We start from the raw sequence: 16,099 nt of genomic DNA, 5'->3' as shown, positions 1-16,099 counted from the left end.
AGTCCCCCCGCCCCGCCGAGGCGGCCCGGGCGGAGCCGCGGGGCGCCTCGGCGGCGTCGTGGGGCGAGGTCACGCGGAGTCACCCTCGCGCATCGGGACGCGGACGCCCTTCTCGTCGGCGACGCGCTCGGCGATGTCGTAGCCGGCGTCGACGTGACGGATGACGCCCATGCCGGGGTCGTTGGTGAGGACGCGCCGGATCTTCTCGCCGGCGAGCTTGGTGCCGTCGGCGACGGAGACCTGGCCGGCGTGGATGGAGCGGCCCATGCCGACGCCGCCGCCGTGGTGGATGGAGACCCAGGAGGCGCCGGAGGCGACGTTGACCATGGCGTTGAGCAGCGGCCAGTCGGCGATGGCGTCGGAGCCGTCGAGCATGGCCTCGGTCTCGCGGTACGGGGAGGCGACGGAGCCGCAGTCGAGGTGGTCGCGGCCGATCGCGAGCGGGGCGGCGAGGGTGCCGTCGGCGACCATGTCGTTGAACATGGAGCCCGCCTTGTCGCGCTCGCCCTGGCCGAGCCAGCAGATGCGGGCGGGGAGGCCCTGGAAGTGGACGCGCTCGCCGGCCATCTTGATCCAGCGGTGGAGGGACTCGTTCTCCGGGAAGAGGTCGAGGATCGCCTTGTCCGTCTTGTGGATGTCCGAGGCCTCGCCGGAGAGGGCGGCCCAGCGGAACGGGCCCTTGCCCTCGCAGAACAGCGGGCGGATGTACGCCGGGACGAAGCCGGGGAAGGCGAACGCGCGGTCGTAGCCGGCGAGCTGGGCCTCGCCGCGGATCGAGTTGCCGTAGTCGAAGACCTCGGCGCCGGCGTCCATGAAGCCGACCATGGCCTCGACGTGCTTGGCCATCGACTCGCGGGAGCGCTGGGTGAAGCCGGCCGGGTCCTTGGCGGCCGCGTCGGCCATGTCCTCGAAGGCGACGCCGATCGGGAGGTACGACAGCGGGTCGTGGGCCGAGGTCTGGTCGGTCACGATGTCGATCGGGGCGCCCTCGGCGAGCATCTGCGGGAGCAGCTCGGCGGCGTTGCCGAGGAGGCCGATGGAGAGCGGGCGGCGGGCGTCGCGGGCCTCGACGGCGAGCTGGAGGGCGTGGGCGAGGTTGTCGGCCTTGACGTCCAGGTAGCGGTGCTCGATGCGGCGCTCGATGGCGCGCGGGTCGACGTCGACGCAGATGGCGACGCCGTCGTTCATCGTGACGGCGAGGGGCTGGGCGCCGCCCATGCCGCCGAGGCCGGCGGTGAGGGTGATCGTCCCGGCGAGGGTGCCGTTGAACTTCTTCGCGGCGACGGCGGCGAAGGTCTCGTAGGTGCCCTGGAGGATGCCCTGGGTGCCGATGTAGATCCAGGAGCCGGCCGTCATCTGGCCGTACATGGTGAGGCCGAGGTGCTCCAGGCGGCGGAACTCCTCCCAGTTGGCCCAGTCGCCGACGAGGTTGGAGTTGGCGAGGAGGACGCGCGGCGCCCACTCGTGGGTCTGCATGACGCCGACGGGGCGGCCGGACTGGACGAGCATCGTCTCGTCCTGCTTGAGGGTGCGCAGGGTGCGGACCATGGCGTCGAAGGAGCGCCAGTCGCGGGCGGCCTTGCCGGTGCCGCCGTAGACGACGAGCTTGTCGGGGTGCTCGGCGACCTCGGGGTCGAGGTTGTTCTGGAGCATCCGGAGGGCGGCTTCCTGCTGCCATCCCAGGGCGCTCAGTTCCGTACCGCGGGCGGCTCGCACGGGGCGGGGTCCTGACATGGGGGTGCCTCCTCGGAATGTCGTTCAGATATTCACATCTTGGCTCGCTGAATAGTTGTAGTCAACAGGGCGCCCCGGACGGTCGATGGACGAGGATGGCCGCATGGCCTCCTCACGTCGCGATCTCGCCGTCCGAGCCTCCGTCGATCAAGGACTCCTCTCCCCCGCCGCGCCGGTCGTCGCCCTCCTCGACACCGCCGGCATCCGCGCCTCCGCCACCGCCCTGACCAGCGCCTTCGCCGCCGTCACCGACGCACCCGTCCTGCACGCCTTCGCCGTGAAGGCCGCCCCGCTCGTCCCCGTCCTGCGCCTGCTCCACGAGGCCGGACTCGGCGTCGAGGTCGCGAGCCCCGGCGAGCTCGCCCTCGCCCGCGCGGCCGGCGTCCCGCCCACGCGGACCGTGCTCGACTCCCCCGCCAAGACCCCGGCCGAGCTCCGCCAGGCCCTCGCGCTCGGAATCGCCGTCAACGCCGACAACCTCCAGGAGCTCGGCAGGATCGACGCCCTCGTCGCCTCCGCGCCCACCGCCTCACCGCTCGGCCTCCGGGTGAACCCGCAGGTCGGAGCCGGTTCCATCGGCGCACTCTCGACCGCGACCGCCACCTCCAAGTTCGGCGTGGCGCTCCGCGACGAGGGCGCCCGCAAGACCGTCGTCGCCGCTTATCTGGAGCGGCCCTGGCTGACCCGGCTGCACACCCACACCGGCTCCCAGGGCATCCCGCCGGCCCTCATGGCCCAGGGCGTCGGCGAGGCGTACGCGCTGGCCGAGGAGATCAACCGGGCGGCCGGGCGGCAGCAGATCGACACCCTCGACATCGGCGGCGGCCTGCCCGTGAACTTCAGCTCCGACGAGGAGACGCCGACCTACGCCGAGTACGCCCGGCTGCTCGCCGACACCGTCCCCGGACTCTTCGACGGCCGCTACCGGCTCGTCACCGAGTTCGGGCGCTCCCTGCTCGCCAAGCACGGCACGGTCCTCGCCCGCGTGGAGTACACGAAGACCTCCGGCGGCCGCCCGATCGCCGTCACCCACGCGGGCGTGCAACTGGCCACCCGTACGGTCTACGCCCCCGAGTCCTGGCCGCTGCGCGTCCTCGCGTACGACCCCCAGGGCCGCCCCCGCACCGGGGACGTCACCGTCCAGGACGTGGCCGGCCCCGCCTGCTTCGCCGGGGACCTGCTCGCCACCGGCCGCGCGCTGCCGCTGCTGCACCCGGACGACGTCGTCGCGGTCCCGGACACCGGCGCGTACTACTTCGCCCACCACTACGCGTACAACAGCCTGCCCCGGCCCGGGATCCACGGCTTCACCGTCGACGGCGACGGCGCGGTCACGTTCACGACCGTCCGCCGGGCCCAGACCCTCGACGAGATCGTCGCCGAGGCGGGCGGGGAACGGGCGGACGCGCTGGTCCGGTAGCGCTCCGGCGGCGACCCGGCTTCGATGAAGCCATGACTGGAACGGGTACGGACACCACCTCCGTCGTGGTCGAGCGCCGGGTCGCCGCCTCCCCCGGGCGGGTCTGGGAGGCCATCACCGACCTGAAGGACATGCCCAGGGTCCTCTCCGGCGTCGACCGGGTGGAGGTGCTCACCCCGGGCGGCTTCGACGTGGGCACGCGCTGGCGCGAGACCCGGCGGATGCTGGGCAAGGAGGCCACGGAGGAGATGACCGTGACCGAGTGCGAGCCGCCCGACCGGTACGTCACGGTCGCCGACTCGCACGGCATGCACTACGTCTCCGAGCTCACCCTCACGCCCGACGGCGCGGGCGCCACCACCCTCCGGATGTCCTTCTCCGCGCGGCCCGCCGACGCCCGCGCCCCGGGACTCCTCGCCCGGCTGCTCGCCCGCTTCGGGGCGAAGGTGGTCGCGAAGGCGCTCGCGAAGGACCTGTCCGACATCGCGCGCACGGTGGAGTCGCGCGGCTGATCCGAACCCCATCGGATCAATTCGCGTCAGACAGCGGCATGTTCCGATGGAAAATGCCAGAACGCCTCCCCGGCGCCGGAACGTTCAGTAGCGTCACCGTCACTGCCGCACGTTCGCACGACGCATCGGGAGGGGAATCCGCGTGCCCGGAATCGACGAGTGCCTGCTGGAGGCCATGGCCCTGCCCGGGGCCCGGGGAGCCTCCCTGGTCGACTGGACCAGCGGCCTCGCCCTCGGCACGGCGGGCGACTCACCGGTCGGGGACCACGAGACGACGGCCGCCGAGACCGCCGAACTCGCCCGCTCCGCAGCGGAGTTCGACTCCTTCACGGCAGGAGACTCCGTCACGGCGGGAGGGGAGCGGCCCGGCCCGCCCGTCGAGGACCTGATCGTCACCACCCGCGCCGGCTACCACGTCCTCCGCTTCGTCGAGACCTCCTTCGACAGCAGCGTCTTCCTCCACCTCTGGCTCGACCGCGACTCCGGCAACCTCGCCCTCGCCCGGATCCGGCTCCGCGACCTCGCCGAGAGACTGGTCCTCGGATGAGCAGGACGGCCGTCTCCCCGATGCTCGTCCGGCTCGCCGCCGAGAAGGCCACCGGCGCCCTCCTGCGCGACCACGGCACGCTCTACCTCGTCGACGGCCGGGTCGTGCACGCCGAGTCCCCCGCCGCCCCCGGCGTCGACGTCCTCCTCACCACCGGCGGCCGGCTGCCCCGCGAGGGCTGGGACGAGGCCGTCGACCGGGCCGGGGCGCACCGCGCGGTCGGCCGCTTCCTCGTCGACAGCGGCCGCCTGCACGGCGGCGAGCTGGAGATATGCCACCTCGGCGCCGTCTTCGACGCGGCCTTCTTCGCCCTCTCCCCCACCAGCGGGCCGACCCGCTTCCGGTACGGGGTGGGGCACTGGTTCGGGACGGTGCGGCCGGTCTCCGCCGAGGCCGTCGAGCGCGAGACCGTCCGCCGCCGCGAACTCCTCGACGCCGTCTGGCCGTACGCCTCCGTCGACACCGCCCCGGTCGTGCCGCGGCCGCCCTCCCCCGGCCAGACCGTGGGGGCGCGGCAGCGCTCGCTGCTCGCCGCCGCCGACGGGGAGCGGACCCCGGCGGAGCTGGCCCGGCTGCTCGGCCGGCCCGCCTTCCACACGCTGCTCGACGTGCGGCGGCTCGCCGCCGCCGGGCTCGTCGAGACCCCGCTCGACCCCGTGCCCGCACCGCCGCCACCGGCGCCGTTATCGGCCCTGCCGGTGGAGGATCCCGACATCGCCCTGCTGCGCCGGCTCCGTGACGCCCTGGAGGCCCTGTGATGAGGCGTGCGCTGCGCATGCGCGCCGAGAGGAGACAGCTCGTGACGGCAGAAGCCGAGGTCCTCGGCGAGCTCAGACGGCTGCGGGCGCGGCTGCCCCAGCTCACCGGCGCGCTGGCGGCCAGCGCCGACGGACTCGTGCTCGCCCACGACACCGTGGACGGCGAGGCGGAGACCGTGGCCGCGCTGACCGCGGCGGCGCTCGGGGTCGGGCAGCGGCTGACCGACAGCACCGGGCAGGGCCGCTTCCGCGAGCTGCTCGTCCGCGGCGAGACGGGCTACGTGGCGACGTACGCGGCGGGCGCCTCGGCCGTCCTGACACTGCTCGCCGAGCCCCGGATCAACGTGGGGCGGCTCCATCTGGAGGCCCGCAGGTCCAGCGCCCTGATAGGGGAGCTCGTCGACGGCGCGCTGGAACGCAAAGACCTGAACTGACACCGAGTCCCGAACACCCGAGAAGGAAGTACGACACCATGGCGAACACCGAGACCTCCCTCAAGGAAGCGGCCGCGATCGAAGGCACGATCGGCGCGGCCCTCGTCGACTACACGAGCGGCATGGCGCTCGGCACGATCGGCGGCGGCAACGAGCTCGACCTGACCGTGGCCGCGGCGTGCAACACGGACGTCGTCCGGGCCAAGGTCCGCGCGATGGAGCTCCTCGGGCTCAAGGACGAGATCGAGGACATCCTGATCACCCTCGGCGGCCAGTACCACCTGATCCGGCTGATCAAGGCGCGCGGCGCCAACGGCCTCTTCCTCTACCTGGCGCTCGACAAGAGCCGTGCGAACCTGGCGATGGCCCGCCACCAGCTGAAGAAGATCGAGGCGGACCTGGAGGTCTGACCGGCCCCTCGGGGTCACTCCACGAACAGACCCCGGGACGCCGCCCTCGTGTCGAACTCCTCCAGGCGCGCCTGCGCGTCGGGGAGTTCGTCGGCCATGGCCTCCAGGAGGACCCGGCCGAGGAGCATCGGCGCGCAGGCGGTGTCGAAGGCGAGGCCGGTGCCGACGGCGGCCGGGATCAGCAGGTCGCTGTGGGCGGCGACGGGCGCGAACACCGACTCGGCGACGGTCACGACCGTGAGCCCGGCCTTCCGCGCGTACTCCAGGGCGTCGACGACCTCCCGGGGGTGCCGGGGCAGCGCGAAGCAGAGCAGGGCCGTGGCCCCGGCCCGTACGGCGGCGTCGATGCGGTCCGTGAGCATCGAGCCGCCCTCGTCGAGGAGCCGGACGTCCGGGTGCACCTTGCCGGCGAAGTAGGCGAAGCCCCGCGCCTGCGAGGAGGCGGCCCGCAGCCCGAGGACGGGCAGCGGCCGGGACCCGGCGAGGAGCCGTCCCGCCCGCTCGACGGGTGCCGGGTCGGCGAGGGCTCCGGCGAGGTGCCGGAGGTTCTCGATCTCGGCGAGGACGGCCTGCTGGTACTCGTTGAGGCCCGAGTTCTCCTCGGCGGCCGCGGGCATGCTCTCCCGGAGGTGCTTGCGGAGCGCCGGGTAGCCGTCGAAGCCGAGGGCGACGGCGAAGCGGGTGACGGACGGCTGACTGACCCCGGCGAGCTCGGCGAGCTCGACGCTGGACAGGAACGGCACGTCGCCGGCGCGCCGCACCATGCAGTGCGCGATCCGCCGCTGCGTGGGCGTGAGCCGGTGCCCCTCGAACAGCGCCTGCAGCCGACCGGCCGGGCTGTCGCTCATGCCGCCCCCTTCCACTTATTCACACGCGAAGCTCTTGCATAAGGATATGCACACGGAGTCGCGCGCGGCAGGGGCCGGCCGCGGGGTGAGATGGACGCGGGGACCGCCGCACCCCCGTCACCGGGGGGCGGGACGACGGCGGTCCCCGCGAGGGACACGGGCCCGGGTCAGGGCCGGTCTCCGCGTCCGCGACGTCTCAGGAGCCCGGGAGCCGCTCCGGAAGTCCGTGACGTCGACAGGCACCAATGTGCCGGACGCGTGTTAAGCAGGTGCTGCGGGCACGTGTCGCCCTCGTACCGTTTGCGCGAACTGCTCTGCGGCTACTTCGTGCCGCCGTTGGCCAGGAAGGCCAGCAGGTCCTGACGGCTCACGACACCGGTCGGCTTGCCCTCGACGAGGACGATCGCCGCGTCGGAGGACTCGCCGAGGACGGACATCAGGTCGGCGACCGGCTCGCCCGAGCCGACCTGCGGCAGCGGCGCGCTCATGTGCTGCTCCAGCGGGTCCTCCAGGGAGGCCTTCTTGGTGAAGAGGTGGTCGAGGAGCTCGCGCTCGACGACCGAGCCGACGACCTCGGCGGCCATGACGTCGGGGTGGCCGGCGCCGGGCTTCACGATGGGCATCTGGGAGACGCCGTACTCGCGGAGCACCTCGATGGCCTGGCCGACGGTCTCGTCCGGGTGCATGTGGACGAGCGAGGGCATGCCGCCCTCCTTGTGGCGCAGGACGTCGGCGACGGTGGCGGTGGTGGTGTCCTCGAGGAAGCCGTGGCCGGCCATCCACTCGTCACTGAAGATCTTCGACATGTAGCCGCGGCCGGAGTCCGGCAGCAGCACCACGACGACGTCGTCGGGGCCGAGTTCCTTGGCGACCTCCAGGGCCGCGACGACCGCCATGCCGCAGGAGCCGCCGACGAGGAGGCCCTCCTCCTTGGCGAGGCGGCGGGTCATCTGGAAGGAGTCCTTGTCGGACACGGCGACGATCCGGTCGGTGACGTTCCGGTCGTAGGCGGTGGGCCAGAAGTCCTCGCCGACGCCCTCGACCAGGTACGGACGGCCGGAACCGCCCGAGTAGACCGAGCCCTCCGGGTCCGCGCCGATGACCTTCACCTTCCCGTCACTGACCTCCTTGAGGTAGTTGCCGGTGCCGGAGATGGTGCCGCCGGTGCCGACGCCCGCGACGAAGTGGGTGATCTTCCCGTCCGTCTGCTCCCAGAGCTCGGGACCGGTCGTCTCGTAGTGCGAGCGCGGGTTGTTCGGGTTCGAGTACTGGTCGGGCTTCCAGGCGCCCGGCGTCTCGCGGACGAGGCGGTCCGAGACGTTGTAGTACGAGTCGGGGTGCTCGGGGTCGACGGCCGTGGGGCAGACCACGACCTCGGCGCCGTACGCCCGCAGCACGTTGATCTTGTCGAGCGACACCTTGTCCGGGCAGACGAAGATGCACTTGTAGCCCTTCTGCTGGGCCACGATCGCCAGGCCGACGCCGGTGTTGCCGGACGTGGGCTCGACGATGGTGCCGCCGGGCTTGAGCGCGCCGCTCTCCTCGGCCGCCTCGATCATGCGCACGGCGATCCGGTCCTTGACCGAGCCGCCGGGGTTGAAGTACTCGACCTTGGCCAGAACGGTCGCCTGAATGCCCGCTGTGACGTTGTTGAGCTTCACCAGCGGGGTGTTGCCGACGAGGCTGATCATCGAGTCGTGGAATTGCACCGTAATCTCCGGGGTCTCCGTAATGGTGTGGCCAGCGTATGCGTAGTCGGGACGGCTTACGGGGCAGTTAGACCCTGAACGGCTTGAAGGAGGTGACGGCCCCCATGTCGAGGGCGAGGGTGGCGCGGCGGATCGCGGCGGGTGCGGCGTACGGCGGCGGGAGCATCGGGCTGATCGGTGTGGCGGCGGTGGGGGTCCTCCTGGCCGAGGCACAGCTGGCCAAGCGCACGGTCTACGGGGCGCCGGCACCGCTGCCGCCGGTGGCGGACGGCCTCTACGGCCGCGCCTTCGGCACGGAGGACCCGCTGCGGCTGGCCCTTCTGGGTGATTCCACGGCGGCGGGCCAGGGGGTCCGCCGCACGGGTCAGACACCGGGCGCGCTGCTCGCCTCCGGGCTCGCGGCGGTCGCCGAGCGGCCGGTGGTCCTGCGGAACGTGGCGCTCTCGGGGGCGCGCTCGGACGACCTGGAGCGCCAGGTCTCGCTGCTGCTCGCGCAGCCGCTCGGGCCGCCGGACGTCTGCGTGATCATGATCGGCGCGAACGACGTGACGCACCGGCTCGCGCCGACGGAGTCCGTGCGGCTGCTCGCCTCGGCCGTACGGCGGCTGCGGACGGCGGGCGCGGAGGTGGTGGTCGGGACCTGCCCGGATCTGGGCACGATCGAGCCGGTCTACCAGCCGCTGCGCTGGCTGGCCCGGCGGGCCTCGCGGCAGCTGGCGGCGGCGCAGACGATCGTGGTGGTGGAGCAGGGGGGCCGGACGGTGTCCCTGGGCGATCTCCTCGGGCCCGAGTTCGCGGCGAACCCGCGCGAGATGTTCGGGATCGACAGCTTCCACCCCTCGGCGGAGGGGTACGCGACGGCGGCGATGGCGATCCTGCCGACGCTGTGCGCCGCGCTGGGCGTCTGGCCGGAAACGGACCGCCTGGAGCCGGCGCGGCACGAGAACATGCTGCCGGTGGCGAAGGCGGCGGCGGAGGCGGCCAGCGAGGCGGGCACGGAGGTCACGGCCGCCCGTGCCCCGTGGGCCCTCCTGAAGCACCGGCGCCGCCGCCGGCTGCCCGCCGCGGAGACCCCGACCCCGGCTCCGGAGGACGCCCAGGCCTAGGGCCTGTCCGGCGGATCAGGGTCGGATAGGCCGCGGCGCCTTGCGAGGCACCGCACCAGGCGTCGCGGCCCCGGCCATGGTCCGCCGGACAGGCCCTAGCCGCGGGGCATCCCGCTGAGCGTACGCTTAGAAAAGAGGTCCGCGTCACACCGTTCAGGCGGTGACCCGTGCGGTACGTACGGGTAACTTCCCTTTCTGTCCGCCCACTCCGCACCCTCATGGAGCCGTGATGCCCGAAGCCGTGATCGTCTCGACCGCCCGCTCGCCCATCGGCCGGGCCTTCAAGGGCTCCCTGAAGGACCTGCGGCCGGACGACCTCACCGCCACGATCATCCAGGCCGCGCTCGCCAAGGTCCCGGAGCTGGACCCGCGGGACATCGACGACCTGATGCTCGGCTGCGGCCTCCCCGGCGGCGAGCAGGGCAACAACCTGGGCCGGATCGTCGCCGTGCAGATGGGCATGGACCACCTGCCGGGCTGCACGATCACCCGCTACTGCTCCTCCTCGCTGCAGACCTCCCGCATGGCCATGCACGCGATCAAGGCGGGCGAGGGCGACGTCTTCATCTCGGCCGGCGTCGAGATGGTGTCCCGCTTCGTGAAGGGCAACTCGGACTCCCTCCCGGACACGCACAACCCGCTCTTCGCCGACGCCGAGGCCCGTACCGCCGCCGTCGCCGCCTCCGAGGGCTCCACCTGGCACGACCCGCGCGAGGACGGCCTCGTCCCCGACGCGTACATCGCGATGGGCCAGACCGCGGAGAACCTGGCCCGCTGGAAGGGCATCAGCCGCCAGGAGATGGACGAGTTCGGCGTGCGCTCGCAGAACCTCGCCGAGCAGGCCATCAAGAACGGCTTCTGGGAGCGCGAGATCACCCCGGTGACGCTCCCCGACGGCACCGTCGTCTCCGCGGACGACGGCCCGCGCGCCGGCGTCACCCTGGAGGGCGTCTCCGGCCTCAAGCCGGTCTTCCGCCCCGACGGCCTCGTCACCGCCGGCAACTGCTGCCCGCTGAACGACGGCGCCGCCGCGCTCGTGATCATGTCCGACACCAAGGCCCGCGAGCTCGGCCTGACCCCGCTGGCCCGGATCGTCTCCACCGGCGTCTCCGGCCTCTCCCCCGAGATCATGGGCCTCGGCCCGGTCGAGGCCTCGAAGCAGGCCCTCCGGCGCGCCGGCCTGACCACGGGCGACATCGACCTGGTCGAGATCAACGAGGCCTTCGCCGCGCAGGTCATCCCGTCCTACCAGGACCTCGGCTTCGACCTGGACAAGGTGAACGTCAACGGTGGCGCCATCGCCGTCGGCCACCCCTTCGGCATGACCGGCGCCCGCATCACCGGCACGCTGATCAACAGCCTCCAGTTCCACGACAAGCAGTTCGGCCTGGAGACCATGTGCGTCGGCGGCGGCCAGGGCATGGCCATGGTCATCGAGCGCCTCAGCTAACCAGTGACCGGGTGCGTCAACCGCACCGCGTCCGAGCCGTGACCGAATCTCCCCCAGGATGTGACCTACATCCCGGGGGAGTTCGTTTTCCCAGGTCAGAGCCGTTTCGGGACTAAACACCTGGCAGAAATACCTGTCCAATTCGTGACGTAATGCACTGACAGCAGGCACCACCCCGGGACAAGCTGATGTAGGAAGTCGGGGGATCGACTCGGAATCGGGAGTACGTCAGTGAGCGCCATGTCTCTTGCCCTGCTGCTGACCACGGCCGCCACCACGGCCGTGGGCGCTGCTGCCCTGCACGCCGTCCACGGTCTCCGCAAGGAGGTCACCGCCCTGCGGGGCGAGCTGGCCGCCGGTCACGGCGGGACGGTTCCGGCGGCCCGCACCTCGCCCGCCGCGGAGATACGGGCCGCGGTCGCCGAGGCGCTGGCCGAGGAGCGGGAGCGCGAGCTCGCCGAGGCGCGTGCCTTCTGGGCCGCACAGGAGGCCCGTGACGCGGCCGACGCCCCGTCGCTGCTCGGCGGTCCGGGCGGCACGGCGGACGAGGGCGCCTTCTTCGTGCCGCGCCAGGCCGACTTCGTGGGCCTGGAGGCGATGGCCCTGGAGGCCATGGAGGCGGAGGCCGCGGCGCTCGACGGCCCGGACGCCCTCGACGCCTTCGACGAGTACCCGGAGGACTCGGCGGAGCTGGCCGCGGCCCGCCGCCGGCACCCCTCGCACCCGGACTTCGTGCCGGTGCAGACGCCCGTGGTCACCGACCACGAGCGGACGGTGGCCCGCCTGGAGGAGCTCGCGGACACCCGCACCGCCCTCACGGACGTGCGCCCGGGCCCGCTCGGCACCCTCGACGTGTACGTCTTCGCGGACGGCACCACGCTCTGCATGACCCCCGGCCACCGCGAGACCGCCGAACGCCTCGCCGAGGCCCTGCGCGCGGGCCGCACCCCGGTGCTGCTCGGCGGCTCGGGCGTCTCGGGCGCCTTCGCCCTGACCTTCTCGTACGGCGACACGGACGAGGAGAACGTCTACATCCTCGCGGACCGCGTGATCGCCTCCCTGTAGGAGCGGCTCAGAGCCCCGAGCGCTCCATCGCCTCCCGTACCAGCCTCACGGCCTCGTCCAGCTCCTCCTCCCGGGAGCCGGCCGGGGCCGTTCGCAGGATCTCGGCCAGATCGTTCCCGGCGACGGTGAGCTGGTCGCCCACCGTGAACAGGCCCGCCTCCGGCATGGCCCTCGGCTCCCGGTCCGGGTCCTCGGCACGCTGGGCGCGCACCGCCAACTCCCGGGCGAGGGCCAGCCCTTCGGCCGCCGCGCCCTGCCGGAGACGGCTCTGCGGGGCGGCCCGCAGCCGGCCGGCGAACCGCTCGACGGCGGCGGTCAGTTCACTCGTATCGCGCACTCCGCGACCCTACGCGCCCGCCCGGCCCCCTTGCCAACGGGCGAAGGCTTCGGCACGGTGACGGGAAGGAGTACGAGGAGCAACACACGGTACGAAGCGTCCGGAGGCGCCGATGTCCCACACCTTCTCCGAAGAGACCCACCGCAACCTGCTGGCCCGGATCCCGCGCCGCACCGGTCGTGAGATCGCCGACTGGATGCGCACCGTCGAGGAGGGCCCCTCCCTCCTCCGCTTCGAGGAGCGCGTCAGCTGGCTCCGCGGGGCGCACGAGCTGACGTACGGCCACGCGAAGGCGATCCTCCACGAGTACGACCTGCGGCGGGCGGCGCGCAGACTGCTCTGAGCGCCGCCTCCGCGCCCGCCCTCGCCGTCACTTCACGTGGCGGCCGAGGAAGTCGCGGACGAGCGCGGCGATCTCCTCGCCGTGCGTCTCCAGGGCGAAGTGTCCGGCGTCCAGGAGGTGGATCTCGGCGTCGGGCAGGTCCCGGGCGAAGGCCTCCGCACCGGCCGGCCCGAAGATCTCGTCACCGCGCCCCCAGGCCGCGAGCAGCGGCGGCCGGTGGGTGCGGAAGTACTCCTGGAAGGCCGGGTAGCCGTCCAGGTTGAACTGGTAGTCCCAGAAGAGCTGGAGCTGGATCTCCTTGTTGCCGGGCCGGTCGAGGCCGGCCTGCTCCAGGGTCCACGCCTCGGGGGCGATCCGGTCGAGCCGGTCGGCGGGCACGCCGTGGGTGTACTGCCAGCGGGTGGCCTCGGCGGTCAGCAGCTCCCGTACGGCCGGCTCGTTCGCCGCCCGGTCCCGGGCGTGGGCGAAGAGCACGTCCCAGAAGGGCGTGAAGCCCTCCAGGTAGGCGTTGCCGCTCTGGCTGACGATCGCGGTGACGCGCTCGGGGTGCCGGGAGGCGATCCGCAGGCCGATCGGGGCGCCGTAGTCCTGGATGTAGAGCGCGAACCTCTCGACGCCCAGCCGGTCGAGGAGTCCGAGGGTGATCTCGGTGAGCTTCTCGAAGCCGTACGCGAAGTCCTCGACGGCCGGTGCGGCGGAGGCGCCGAAGCCGATGTGGTCCGGGGCGATCAGGTGGTACGCGTCGGAGAGCTCGGCGATGAGCCCCCGGTACATGTGCGAGCTGGACGGGAAGCCGTGCAGCAGGACGAGGGTGGGGTTCGCCGGGTCGCCGGCCTCCCGGTAGAAGACGTCGAGCCCGTCGACGGTGACGGTGCGGGCGCGCAGGGCGAATGCGGACATGGCTGACTCCCCGTTTCCGGTTCTCCGGTCGAGAGAACGAACGTTCTCCCGATGCCCTGTAGAGTAGGAGAACGATGGTTCTCCATGCAAGGGGTGATCGGACGATGGACGCGGAAACCGCCGAGCTGAAACTGCTCGACACCGCGGAGCGGCTCTTCGACGAGCGGGGGGTGCAGGCCGTCGGCATGGACGCCATCCGCACCGCTTCGGGGGTCTCCCTGAAGCGGCTCTACCAGGTCTTCCCGTCCAAGGAGCTGCTCGTCGAGGCCGTCCTGCGGCGCCGCGACGAGGCCGTGCGGGCAGCGCTCACCGGCCATGGCGAGCGGGTCGCCGACGGGCCGTACGAGCGGGCGCTCGCGGTCTTCGACTGGCTGGCCGGCTGGTTCGCGGAGCCCGATTTCCGCGGCTGCGCGTTCATCAACACCTTCGGGGAGCTCGGCGGGGTCACCCCGTCGGTCGCCGCCGTCGCCCGCGACCACAAGGCGGCCCTGCGGGCGTACTTCGCCGAGCAGACGGACGCCCTCGGCGCCCCGCCCGTCCTCGCCGACCAGCTGGCCCTGCTCGCCAACGGCGCCATGGCCGTCGCCGGCATCACCGGCTCCCCCGAACCCGCCGCCCAGGCGAAGGCGGCCGCCCGCGTCCTCCTGGACGCCCGCTAGGCACGCGGAAGGGCCCGCCCGGCACGAAGCCGGACGGGCCCTTCCCCCGAGTCACGGGATGCGTCAGTCGTCGCCCTGGAGGATCGACAGCAGACGCAGCATCTCCAGGTAGATCCACACCAGGGTCATGGTGAGACCGAAGGCGGCCAGCCAGGCCTCCTCGCGCGGCGCGCCGTAGGTGATGCCGTCCTCGACCTGCTTGAAGTCGAGGGCGAGGAACAGGGCGCCGAGGACGACGCCGACGATGCCGAAGACGATGCCGAGGCCACCGCTGCGGAAGCCCAGGCCGTCACCGCCGGCGAAGACCGAGAACAGCAGGTTGACGGCCATGAGCAGCACGAAGCCCATCGCGGCCGCCATCACGAAGCCGTAGAAGCGGCGCGTGACGCGGATCCAGCCCATCTTGTAGGCGATGAGGACGGCCGCGAAGACCGACATCGTGCCCAGGACCGCCTGGATGACCACGCCGTCCGCGATGTACGTCGAGACGGCGGCGGAGATCACGCCGAGGAAGACGCCCTCGAAGGCGGCGTAGGCCAGGATCAGCGCGGGCGACGGCTTGCGCTTGAAGGACTGCACCAGCGACAGGACCATGGCGACCAGGCCGGCGCCGATGGCGATGCCGTAGGACTTGCCGAGGTTCGCCGGGTCGACCGGCAGCAGCAGCCAGGACAGGACGGCGGTGACCACGACCGTGCCGAGCGTCATGGCCGTACGGCTCACGACGTCGTCGATCGTCATCACGTTGCCGCGGGCCTGCTGCGGGGCGCCGAGCTGGACGTCCTGCGGGGCGTACGGGTTGGTGGCGTACGGGTTCGTCGCGCCCTGGGCGTACGGGTTGCCCTGGGCGTACGGGTCGGTTCCGACGGCGGGGCCCCCGGCCTGCTGCTGCGCGTTGAAGCCCGCGTAGCCGGCGTCGCGGCTGAACCCCCGTCGCGAGAAGACCGGGTTGCTGCTCCTCATCTCACTCCTCCATGGCAAGACCGCGCGGCGCGGCCTTGCGTCAAGAGTAATGGGTAGGCAAAAGGAACTCTCTAGTGCTCGGGGAGGATCTTTTCCCGTAAGTTTCCGATCTTCGTCGGCGCCGGAGGGCTTCGCGCGGCCAGGCTCGTCCCGTACGGAACCGTCCCCTCCACAGGAGAGCCGCATGACCGCCGATCCGAACGCCGTCTGGGAGATCCCGCGCCACGGGAGCGCCTGGGTCTACACCGCGGGCGAGCACCTCACCAGGCCCGTGATCCTCGTCGGCGACGCCGGCACCGAGCTCCCGGCGCTCGCGGGCGGCCTCGTCCACGAGGCGTACCCGTTCCTCCCCGCGCTCCACGCGCGCGGGTACGACCTGATCCTGCTCGGACTTCCCGAGGACAGCTCCATGACCGGCGCCGGCGGGGCCGTGCAGAACACCGTCACCCGCGCGCTCGCGGAGCAGTACGGCTCCGCCCCGCTGACCGTCGGGGGCACGGGGCAGGGCGCCCTCGCCACCCGCTACGCCCTCGCGGGCATGGAGTACCAGCGGATCGACCACCGGACGGGAGTGCACTTCTCCCACAACGGCGCCGAGCCGGAGCTGGAGGACGAGGCCGAGCTGAGCCGCATGGGCGGGCGGCCGCAGCGGGCCCGCTTCCTGCGGTTCGTCGACGAAGGGGTCACCGACGGCCTGGACGAGGCGACCGCCGACGAGACGCTCACCGTCGCGGCGGGCGCGTCCGGCCCGCTCCTCCCCCAGGCGTACGGCTCCTGGCTGCTCGACCGCCTGCCGCAGTGACCAACCGTGGTGCCCGGAACCGGACTCGAACCTGTTCCGACTAGGCGCCTGACCTGCGATAACGCTGTGAGCTCTACGTTTCTTACCGCCGGGACCCGTTTG

The 16,099-nt window shown here is 72.4% G+C and carries 18 protein-coding genes; 12 read left to right on the top strand and 6 right to left on the bottom strand.

Annotation, left to right across the window (positions count from 1 at the left end; all coding sequences use genetic code 11):
- Positions 1-69 precede the first annotated feature (69 nt).
- Positions 70-1,734, bottom strand: coding sequence for a urocanate hydratase (gene hutU, locus GGE06_RS41265; protein ID WP_116160633.1), 1,665 nt, complete (start codon positions 1,732-1,734; stop codon positions 70-72).
- Between the two features lie 103 nt (positions 1,735-1,837).
- Here hutU and GGE06_RS41260 point away from each other — a divergent pair, with 103 nt between their 5' ends.
- From GGE06_RS41260 to GGE06_RS41235, 6 genes are all read left to right on the top strand, one after another.
- Complete coding sequence (locus GGE06_RS41260; RefSeq protein ID WP_184933237.1) at positions 1,838-3,154, top strand: type III PLP-dependent enzyme domain-containing protein; 1,317 nt, start codon at positions 1,838-1,840, stop codon at positions 3,152-3,154.
- Positions 3,155-3,186: 32 nt separating this feature from the next.
- Positions 3,187-3,666: an SRPBCC family protein gene (locus GGE06_RS41255; protein ID WP_184933236.1), complete on the top strand. Its 480-nt coding sequence runs from the start codon at positions 3,187-3,189 to the stop codon at positions 3,664-3,666.
- 142 nt (positions 3,667-3,808) lie between these two features.
- Entirely contained in the window at positions 3,809-4,213 is a 405-nt protein-coding gene (locus GGE06_RS41250; RefSeq protein WP_116160630.1) for a roadblock/LC7 domain-containing protein, read from the top strand.
- Positions 4,210-4,971 carry a transcriptional regulator gene (locus GGE06_RS41245; protein WP_116160629.1) on the top strand — a complete coding sequence of 254 codons (762 nt, stop codon included), beginning with the start codon at positions 4,210-4,212 and terminating at the stop codon, positions 4,969-4,971. Before GGE06_RS41250 ends, GGE06_RS41245 begins: the two co-directional genes overlap by 4 nt.
- Positions 4,971-5,405 carry a roadblock/LC7 domain-containing protein gene (locus GGE06_RS41240; protein WP_181924620.1) on the top strand — a complete coding sequence of 145 codons (435 nt, stop codon included), beginning with the start codon at positions 4,971-4,973 and terminating at the stop codon, positions 5,403-5,405. The genes GGE06_RS41245 and GGE06_RS41240 overlap by 1 nt, the downstream gene beginning before the upstream one ends.
- Positions 5,406-5,443: 38 nt before the next feature.
- The gene (locus tag GGE06_RS41235; RefSeq protein WP_116160627.1) at positions 5,444-5,815 is read left to right on the top strand and encodes a hypothetical protein; all 372 of its coding nucleotides are present in this window, start codon (positions 5,444-5,446) and stop codon (positions 5,813-5,815) included.
- Between the two features lie 14 nt (positions 5,816-5,829).
- Here GGE06_RS41235 and GGE06_RS41230 read toward each other — a convergent pair whose 3' ends face one another.
- Complete coding sequence (locus GGE06_RS41230; RefSeq protein ID WP_116160626.1) at positions 5,830-6,663, bottom strand: MurR/RpiR family transcriptional regulator; 834 nt, start codon at positions 6,661-6,663, stop codon at positions 5,830-5,832.
- A 320-nt stretch (positions 6,664-6,983) separates the two neighbouring features.
- The gene (locus GGE06_RS41225) at positions 6,984-8,372 is read right to left on the bottom strand and encodes a cystathionine beta-synthase (protein WP_116160625.1); all 1,389 of its coding nucleotides are present in this window, start codon (positions 8,370-8,372) and stop codon (positions 6,984-6,986) included.
- A gap of 104 nt (positions 8,373-8,476) precedes the next feature.
- On the opposite strand from GGE06_RS41225, the gene GGE06_RS41220 reads away from it, so the two are divergent.
- The 3 genes from GGE06_RS41220 (at position 8,477) to GGE06_RS41210 (ending at position 11,993) form a co-directional block, all read left to right on the top strand.
- The gene (locus GGE06_RS41220; protein ID WP_181924619.1) at positions 8,477-9,478 is read left to right on the top strand and encodes an SGNH/GDSL hydrolase family protein; all 1,002 of its coding nucleotides are present in this window, start codon (positions 8,477-8,479) and stop codon (positions 9,476-9,478) included.
- 229 nt (positions 9,479-9,707) lie between these two features.
- The gene (locus tag GGE06_RS41215) at positions 9,708-10,928 is read left to right on the top strand and encodes an acetyl-CoA C-acetyltransferase (RefSeq protein ID WP_184933235.1); all 1,221 of its coding nucleotides are present in this window, start codon (positions 9,708-9,710) and stop codon (positions 10,926-10,928) included.
- 231 nt (positions 10,929-11,159) lie between these two features.
- The gene (locus GGE06_RS41210; protein WP_116160622.1) at positions 11,160-11,993 is read left to right on the top strand and encodes a hypothetical protein; all 834 of its coding nucleotides are present in this window, start codon (positions 11,160-11,162) and stop codon (positions 11,991-11,993) included.
- Positions 11,994-12,000: 7 nt separating this feature from the next.
- On the opposite strand, the gene GGE06_RS41205 is transcribed toward GGE06_RS41210, so the two are convergent.
- Positions 12,001-12,330, bottom strand: a complete 330-nt coding sequence (locus tag GGE06_RS41205; RefSeq protein WP_116160621.1) for a hypothetical protein — start codon at positions 12,328-12,330, stop codon at positions 12,001-12,003.
- 112 nt (positions 12,331-12,442) lie between these two features.
- On the opposite strand from GGE06_RS41205, the gene GGE06_RS41200 reads away from it, so the two are divergent.
- Entirely contained in the window at positions 12,443-12,673 is a 231-nt protein-coding gene (locus tag GGE06_RS41200; RefSeq protein ID WP_116160620.1) for a DUF4287 domain-containing protein, read from the top strand.
- Positions 12,674-12,700: 27 nt separating this feature from the next.
- Here GGE06_RS41200 and GGE06_RS41195 read toward each other — a convergent pair whose 3' ends face one another.
- Positions 12,701-13,573 (bottom strand): alpha/beta fold hydrolase, encoded by an 873-nt coding sequence (locus tag GGE06_RS41195; protein WP_184933234.1) that lies wholly within the window; start codon positions 13,571-13,573, stop codon positions 12,701-12,703.
- Positions 13,574-13,677: 104 nt separating this feature from the next.
- Here GGE06_RS41195 and GGE06_RS41190 point away from each other — a divergent pair, with 104 nt between their 5' ends.
- Complete coding sequence (locus GGE06_RS41190) at positions 13,678-14,232, top strand: TetR/AcrR family transcriptional regulator (RefSeq protein WP_116160618.1); 555 nt, start codon at positions 13,678-13,680, stop codon at positions 14,230-14,232.
- A gap of 63 nt (positions 14,233-14,295) precedes the next feature.
- Here GGE06_RS41190 and GGE06_RS41185 read toward each other — a convergent pair whose 3' ends face one another.
- Entirely contained in the window at positions 14,296-15,195 is a 900-nt protein-coding gene (locus GGE06_RS41185; protein ID WP_116160617.1) for a Bax inhibitor-1/YccA family protein, read from the bottom strand.
- A gap of 184 nt (positions 15,196-15,379) precedes the next feature.
- Between GGE06_RS41185 and GGE06_RS41180 the strand changes: the two genes are divergently transcribed.
- Positions 15,380-15,997 (top strand): hypothetical protein, encoded by a 618-nt coding sequence (locus tag GGE06_RS41180; RefSeq protein WP_184933233.1) that lies wholly within the window; start codon positions 15,380-15,382, stop codon positions 15,995-15,997.
- The last annotated feature ends 102 nt before the right edge of the window (positions 15,998-16,099 follow it).

This window comes from Streptomyces nymphaeiformis (assembly GCF_014203895.1).
Classification (GTDB): Bacteria; Actinomycetota; Actinomycetes; order Streptomycetales; family Streptomycetaceae; genus Streptomyces; species Streptomyces nymphaeiformis.
Note: the sequence above shows the minus strand (reverse complement) of the source record. Positions and strands in the feature narration are given on the sequence as shown.